Consider the following 7278-nt stretch of genomic DNA (forward strand, 5'->3'; position numbering starts at 1 on the left):
AGTCAATGGAACTCGATATTGTTGATCTTTCGCGGCTGCAATTCGCCATAACCGCGCTCTACCACTTCCTGTTCGTGCCGCTGACGCTCGGCCTCTCCGTGCTGCTGGCCATCATGGAGACGGTCTATGTCATGACCGGCCGGCCGATCTGGCGACAGATGACGAAATTCTGGGGCACGTTGTTCGGCATCAACTTCGTCCTCGGCGTCGCCACCGGCATCGTCATGGAATTCCAGTTCGGCATGAACTGGAGCTACTACAGCCACTATGTCGGGGACATCTTCGGCGCGCCGCTGGCGATCGAGGGTCTGATGGCCTTCTTCCTCGAGGCGACCTTCGTCGGCCTGTTCTTCTTCGGCTGGGACAAGCTCTCCAAGGTCGGTCATCTCGTGGCGACCTGGGCGGTGGCGCTCGGCTCCAACCTTTCGGCGCTGTGGATCCTCGTCGCCAACGGCTGGATGCAGAACCCGGCCGGCTCCGTCTTCAATCCCGAAACAATGCGCATGGAGGTTAGCGACTTCTATGCCGTGCTGCTCAACCCGGTGGCGCAGGCGAAGTTCGTCCATACGGTCTCGGCAGGCTATGTCACCGCCGCGGTGTTCGTGCTCGGCGTTTCGGCCTGGTACGCGCTCAAGGGCCGTCATGCGGAACTCGCGAAACGCTCTATGACGGTTGCTGCCTCCTTCGGCCTTGCGGCTGCCCTGTCCGTCGTCGTGCTCGGTGACGAAAGCGGTTATCTGTCGACCGAGCACCAGAAGATGAAGCTCGCGGCCATCGAGGGCATGTGGGAAACCGAACCGGCTCCCGCCGCCTTCACGCTCCTCGGCTTGCCCGATCAGCAATCCCGCGAGACCCATTACGCAGTCAAGATTCCCTGGGTCATGGGCCTGATCGGAACGCGCTCTCTCACGACCGAAATCCCGGGCATCGAGGAGCTCGTGGTCCATGCCGAAAGCCGCATCCGCCGGGGAATCGCCGCCTTCGACGCGCTCCAGCAGATTCGGGAAGCCGGAGGCCCGAACGCCGTCGCTGCGGACGTTCGCGCGGCCTTCGAGGACAACGGCCAGCATCTCGGCTACGCCTTGCTGCTCAAGCGGTACGTCGACGATCCGCGCCAGGCGAGCGACGCGCAGATCGCGCAGGCGGCATGGGATACGGTGCCGCACGTGCCGTCCCTGTTCTGGTCGTTCCGCATCATGGTCGGGCTGGGCTTCTTCTTCATCGCTTTGATGGCCCTGTTCTTCTATCTCTCGGCAAGACGCAGGCTCGACCGCTATCCCCTGCTGCTGCGTCTCGCGGTCTTTTCCATCCCGCTGCCGTGGATCGCAGCCGAGCTCGGATGGGTCGTCGCCGAGTTCGGTCGCCAGCCCTGGATCATCGAAGGTGTGCTTCCCACCGCCGCCGCGGTCTCGAATCTCGGGGCCGCGACGCTGCTCGTCACCATCGCCGGCTTCGTGCTGATCTACACGGTCCTGTTCGTCATCGAGATGGCCCTGATGATCCGGGCGATCCGCAAGGGACCCGAGCCCGACGACGAGGCCGAGGCCGAACTCGTTTCCCCGTCCCTTGTCGCCGCGGAGTGAACATCATGATCCTGCATCAATTCATCGACTACGAAATGCTCCGCGTCGTCTGGTGGCTGCTGCTCGGCGTGCTCCTGATCGGTTTCGCCGTGATGGACGGCTTCGACCTTGGTACCGCCACGCTGCTGCCCTTCGTCGCCAGGAGTGATGTGGAGCGGCGCGTCGTCATCAACGCGGTCGGGCCGGTCTGGGAAGGCAACCAGGTCTGGCTGATCCTCGGCGGCGGCGCCATCTTCGCCGCCTGGCCGCCGCTCTATGCGGTGTCCTTCTCCGGCTTCTACCTGGCCATGTTCGCCATCCTCTTCGCGCTGATCCTGCGCCCGGTCGGTTTCAAATACCGTTCCAAGCGCGACAGCGCGGCCTGGCGCTCGGCCTGGGACTGGGCCCTCTTCATAGGCGGTTTCGTGCCGGCGCTCGTCATGGGCGTGGCAGTCGGCAATGTGCTGCAGGGCGTGCCGTTCCGTTTCGGCGACGATCTGCGCATCTATTATGAGGGCACGACGCTGTTCGAACTGCTCAATCCGTTCGGATTGCTGGCCGGGCTTGTCTCGGTCGCCATGCTCGTCATGCATGGGGCGGCCTGGCTCATCCTGAAAAGCGAGGGTCCCGTCGCCGAGCGCGCGCGACGCTGGGGAAGCATCGCCGCCATCGTGACGATCGCCCTGTTCGCGCTCGGCGGCGTCTGGCTCTGGCTCGGCATCGACGGCTATCGGATCGCCAGCGAAGTCACCACGACCGGTGCGTCCAACCCGCTGCGCAAAACCGTCGAGCAGGCGCCAGGCGTCTGGTTTGAGAACTATGGCGCGCATGCGTGGATGACGATCGCTCCCGCGCTCGGCTTCCTCGGCGCGGCGGGGGGCTACGCCTTCATGCGCGCGCGCCGGGAAATCCCGGCACTGCTCTCCACCTCGATCTCCATCCTCGGCATCATCTCGACGGTGGGATTGTCGATGTTCCCGTTCATCCTTCCGTCCTCCCTCGACCCCCGGTCGAGCCTGACGGTCTGGGATGCCTCCTCGAGCCATCTCACGCTCTTCATCATGCTGGTCGTGACCGTCGTCTTCGTGCCGATCATCGTCGCCTATACCGCGTGGGTCTATCGCGTCCTGTGGGGCAAGGTGGACGAGAAGGGCATCCGCGAAGGAAACGGTCACGCCTATTGACGGAAAGGATAGTTGCAATGTGGTATTTCGCCTGGCTTCTCGGCCTGCCGCTGGCGGCGGCGTTCGCCGTCCTCAATGCGATGTGGTACGAGCTCATGGACGACACGGCGAAGAAGCCGACGCAGCCGCTGCCCGCGGCCGGACACGCCCGCCCGGACCGGTGAGCCCCGGGACGTCACCTTTCGGTGGCGTCTTGGCGTCTTCCAGCGGCGGCAGTCGCTTTGCCATGCCGCAGCGACGATGGTTCAGCGGCGCATGCCAAGGGCGGATGCCATGCCGCGTGGCGGCCTCGCTTCACCCCTGCTGGCCTTTGGCCCAGGTCTGGATGAGCCGTCCCAGGGCACGAAACTCCTCGCCGCGCATCGATTGCCTGCGCCAGCACAGGCCGATCTCCCGGGCATTGGCCTGGTCCGACAGCGGCCGCGTCACCACCGGGCTGCCTTTGAGAATGCCCGCGGACAGCGCGCTTTCGGGAAGCAGGGTCGCTCCCATCCCCTCGGCGACCATAGCGACCAGCGTGTGCAGGCTGGTCGCCGAAAAGGTCGTCTGCATCCGTCGGGGAGCCGCCTCCAGGAACGGCAATGCATGGCTGTGAAGGCACTGATCCTTCTCCAGGAGCAGAAGCGGCTCGCCGTTGAGGTTATCCTCGCTCAGACATTGCGCATCGGCGAGCGAATGCTGAGGGCTGCAGGCGAACCAGTAGGGATCCTTGAACAGGGCCATCGTCTCGAAGCCGCCCACGTCATAGGGGAAGGCCATGAGCAGCAGATCGAGCCGGCCCGCCGCCAGCCGCTCGAGCAGAGCCCCCGTCTTGTCCTCCCGCAGCACCAGCCTCAGCTCCGGATATCGCCCGCTGATGTAGGGCAGGAGCCTCGGAAGAAGAAACGGCCCGATCGTCGGGATCACCCCGAGGGCGAGCTGACCGGTCAAAGGCAGGGCTGCCCTCGCACCCATCTCGATGAGCGCCTCGGCCTCCTGGAGAAGATGGCGCGCCCGCTCGGCGATCTGGAGACCGGCCGGTGTGATGAAGACGGTCCGCTTCGTGCGCTCGGCCAGCGTGACGCCGAGCACGGCTTCGAGTTCCCTGATGCCAACGCTGAGCGTCGACTGGGTCACCCCGCATGCATCCGCCGCCCGTCCGAAATGGCTGTGATCCGCCAGGGCGACGAGATAGCGCAGCTGCCTCAGATTCGGGAGCGGCTTCACCGGCAATCGTTTCCTTCGATAACTGAAGCCAGAATAATTCATTTCTACGAACTTACGCAATATCGTATATGAGGCGCAGAGCAATATTCGAAGGAGGATCATCTGATGGGCCCGAAGCCAGCTTCCTATCCAGTCGATCTCTCGGTCAGTCCAGACGTAACGCCGTTTTTCGACGAGGCGACCAACACCATCAGCTACGTCGTCAAGGACCCGGCCTCCAAGGCGTGCGCCATTGTCGATTCGGTGATGGACATCGACTACGCCGCCGGCCGGATCGCCTACGAGTCCGCCGATGAGATAATCGACTTCGTCACCAGGAATGGATTGACCGTCGAGTGGCTGATCGAGACGCACGTCCACGCCGACCATCTTTCGGCCGCGCCCTACATCCAGGCGAAGCTCGGCGGCAAGCTGGGCATCGGCGACCGCATCACCATCGTCCAGGACACCTTCGGCAAGATCTTCAACGAAGGCACCGAGTTTCAGCGGGACGGCAGCCAGTTCGACCGGCTGTTCCAGGACGGCGACACCTACACGATCGGGACGATGAATGCGTTCGCCATGCACACGCCCGGCCACACGCCCGCATGCATGACCCATGTCGTCGGCAATGCCGCCTTCGTGGGCGACACCCTGTTCATGCCCGACAGCGGAACGGCTCGCGCCGATTTCCCGGGTGGGGATGCACACGAACTCTATCGCTCCATCAAGAAGGTGCTCGCCCTTCCTCCTGAGATGCGCCTGTTCATGTGCCACGACTATGGTGCCGACGGCCGGCGGGAAATCCGATGGGAAACCACGGTCGGTGAGGAGCGCGCGCACAACAAGCACGCGCGCGACGGCATCAGCGAAGACGAGTTCGTCGCCATGCGGACGGCCCGCGACGCGACCCTCGCCATGCCCAAGCTCATCATTCCGTCGATCCAGGTGAACATGAAGGCCGGCGAACTGCCTGCGCCCGATGCCAGCGGCAAGCGCTTCCTCAAGGTTCCCATCGACGCTCTCTGACTGCCGGATATCCGCAGCAGAATCACCCCGCACCCCGCTCAACCACAACGAAAAGGACAACCCTATGAGCTGCTCCGATACCAGACCCCAGCCGACGCCGACGGCCAGCGAGAGCCCGGCGCCAAGCGCCGCCACTTCGTCGTACGCATCGACCGAGCCAACCGGCTCCGCGGCCATGCCCCGCATCAACGAACCGGCGCCAGCCTTCAAGGCCAACACGACGCATGGCGAGCGCTCGCTTGCGGACTATAAAGGGCGCTGGCTCGTGCTGTTCTCCCACCCGGCCGATTTCACGCCTGTGTGCACCACCGAGTTCATCGGCTTCGCCAAGGCTGCCAACGCGTTCAAGGCGCTCGATTGCGAATTGCTCGGTCTCTCCATCGACAGCATCTTCTCGCATCTAGCCTGGGTCAGGAACATCAAGGAGAAGTTCGAGGTCGATATCCCGTTCCCGATCATCGAGGATCTGTCGATGACGGTCGCCAGGGCCTACGGCATGATCCATCCGGGCGCCTCCGACACCTCCGCCGTGCGCGCGACCTTCATCATCGATCCCAATGGCATCCTGAGGGCCATGGTCTACTACCCGATGACCAACGGCCGCAGCGTCGCGGAGATCCTCCGCCTCGTGAAAGCGCTCCGCACCAGCGATGCCCATTCCGTCGCCACCCCGGAGGCCTGGCAGCCCGGCGAGAAGGTTCTGGTCGGTGCACCGAAGACCGTCGAGGCCTGCGAGAGCCGCATGAAGGACGGCCTCGAGACGACAGACTGGTACTTCTCCATGAAGTCCGTCGCCTGACAATCAGCTTCGGGACGTTCCCCAAAGGGACGTCCCGACATTGTTGCCTCCGGCGACAAGAGCGGCCTCGACGGGGCGGAAGCCCGCAAGGACGGATGCGGCCGAAGAAATGGGCCGACGCGCGAGAAGCATCGCGCCGAAGCGAGCATCGGTCTCTCACCGGGCGAGCTCATCACGAAAAGCAACCTCGGAGGCTGAAGCGCTTGCTTGCCCCGTCAATGGCCGAACGGCGCCGATTCAATTGAGATGTTCAACGAGCGAGTGTAGCCGCATATGTCTGTCACAACCGATCGCAATATCGTTCATATAGAGGAGAGTGGTCACGGCCCCTACGGTCAGTTCGTCAGCATCGGTCACCATGTCCTCGGCGCGGACGAGCCGCAGGCGCTTGGTGGCGAGGACACCGGCCCTGATCCCTTCGAGTTCGTCATGGCCGGTCTTGGCGCCTGCACGGCCATGACCATCCGCATGTACGCGAGCAGAAAGAACTGGCCGCTTGAAAACGTCCAGGTATCCGTCCAGCACGTGCGCGCCACGGGCGTCTCTTCAGATACCAGGCCGCACGCCATGGAACGACGCATCGTGCTCGTCGGTCCGCTCACCGACGAGCAGCGCGACGCCCTCATCAAAATAGCGCAAAAGTGCCCGGTCGGTCTCGCCCTCGAGGCCGGGATCGAGGTGCTCACGGTCGAGGCGAGCGGAGTGAGTTGAACGGTCTCTACCAAGGCGAATTCAGGGCTCTTCTCGACCGCGCCAACCTACCGCTCCATAGTTGCACGATCGGCGTTCGTGTCGAAGACGCCATGGGGTGGGGCAAGCAGCAGCGACGGCCCATTCAGATCGAACACCTTCGCCATCCCCGCCGCATCCGTGCTGACCCACTCTCAGGCAATCAAGCGTGGCCATTTTCATCTCGGTTCGGCGATGCTGGCGCAGCATGTAGCCGGAGAACACCCAGCCGCTGACCGCATCGGCACCACGGTAGACGACCGTGTCGACGAAGTTCTTAGTCTTGTATTTGTCGGCTGTCGGCACCGAAATTAAAAGGCATCTCGCGACCGGGGCGCACAAGCGCGTATTCTCCGACGTGCGGATAACCATGCCTATGCCTGCCCCCGATGGTGATAGGTGAGCGCCGAACTCCGCCTACAGTCGCCATCCGCCCCCGGGACCACCATAGGAACCGTTGTAGTAGATCAGATGGCGGATGCTGTCGGGATAGAGCGAGGCATGGTGGTCGAGTCACTGCGACCCCGTCGTCCAGCCACGCCATCATGCCGCCTATCCCCTCGGCATGATTGCGCTGTGTCGACGGTCGCCGGGTTTGGTAGATCTTCTCAGAAGAAGAGCTGTGATTTGGCAATGTCTCGGCAATGCGGCGCGTCATAGAGCCTCGACTACCGGTCTGCGCGGGTTTGCTTGGCCAGTTCGCGTGCAAAGCTGATCAGGCGCTGCAGGCTCGGATTGTCATTTGCAGGAGACCAGACGGCGCTGAAAGGAACAATATCCGCCTCTGCGC

The 7278-nt window shown here is 63.5% G+C and carries 7 protein-coding genes; 6 read left to right on the forward strand and 1 reads right to left on the reverse strand.

Annotated features, from left to right (window positions below):
* The first annotated feature begins 5 nt into the window (after positions 1–5).
* The 3 genes from GGR16_RS25805 to cydX are packed head-to-tail and all read left to right on the forward strand — an operon-like array spanning position 6 to position 2910.
* Complete coding sequence (locus GGR16_RS25805; protein ID WP_183319075.1) at positions 6–1583, forward strand: cytochrome ubiquinol oxidase subunit I; 1578 nt, start codon at positions 6–8, stop codon at positions 1581–1583.
* Positions 1584–1588: 5 nt separating this feature from the next.
* The gene (gene cydB, locus GGR16_RS25810) at positions 1589–2746 is read left to right on the forward strand and encodes a cytochrome d ubiquinol oxidase subunit II (protein WP_183319077.1); all 1158 of its coding nucleotides are present in this window, start codon (positions 1589–1591) and stop codon (positions 2744–2746) included.
* A gap of 17 nt (positions 2747–2763) precedes the next feature.
* On the forward strand, positions 2764–2910 hold the full coding sequence (cydX, locus tag GGR16_RS25815; protein ID WP_183319079.1) for a cytochrome bd-I oxidase subunit CydX: 147 nt from the start codon (positions 2764–2766) through the stop codon (positions 2908–2910).
* 130 nt (positions 2911–3040) lie between these two features.
* Here the strand turns inward: cydX and GGR16_RS25820 are convergent, their stop codons facing one another.
* Positions 3041–4054 (reverse strand): hydrogen peroxide-inducible genes activator, encoded by a 1014-nt coding sequence (locus tag GGR16_RS25820; RefSeq protein WP_246373339.1) that lies wholly within the window; start codon positions 4052–4054, stop codon positions 3041–3043.
* A 3-nt stretch (positions 4055–4057) separates the two neighbouring features.
* Here GGR16_RS25820 and GGR16_RS25825 point away from each other — a divergent pair, with 3 nt between their 5' ends.
* The 3 genes from GGR16_RS25825 (at position 4058) to GGR16_RS25835 (ending at position 6470) form a co-directional block, all read left to right on the forward strand.
* Positions 4058–4960 (forward strand): MBL fold metallo-hydrolase, encoded by a 903-nt coding sequence (locus GGR16_RS25825; protein WP_183319081.1) that lies wholly within the window; start codon positions 4058–4060, stop codon positions 4958–4960.
* 175 nt (positions 4961–5135) lie between these two features.
* Positions 5136–5759 (forward strand): peroxiredoxin, encoded by a 624-nt coding sequence (locus GGR16_RS25830; protein ID WP_246373340.1) that lies wholly within the window; start codon positions 5136–5138, stop codon positions 5757–5759.
* A gap of 273 nt (positions 5760–6032) precedes the next feature.
* Positions 6033–6470, forward strand: coding sequence for an OsmC family protein (locus GGR16_RS25835; RefSeq protein WP_183319085.1), 438 nt, complete (start codon positions 6033–6035; stop codon positions 6468–6470).
* The last annotated feature ends 808 nt before the right edge of the window (positions 6471–7278 follow it).

This window comes from Chelatococcus caeni (assembly GCF_014196925.1).
GTDB lineage: Bacteria > Pseudomonadota > Alphaproteobacteria > Rhizobiales > Beijerinckiaceae > Chelatococcus_A > Chelatococcus_A caeni.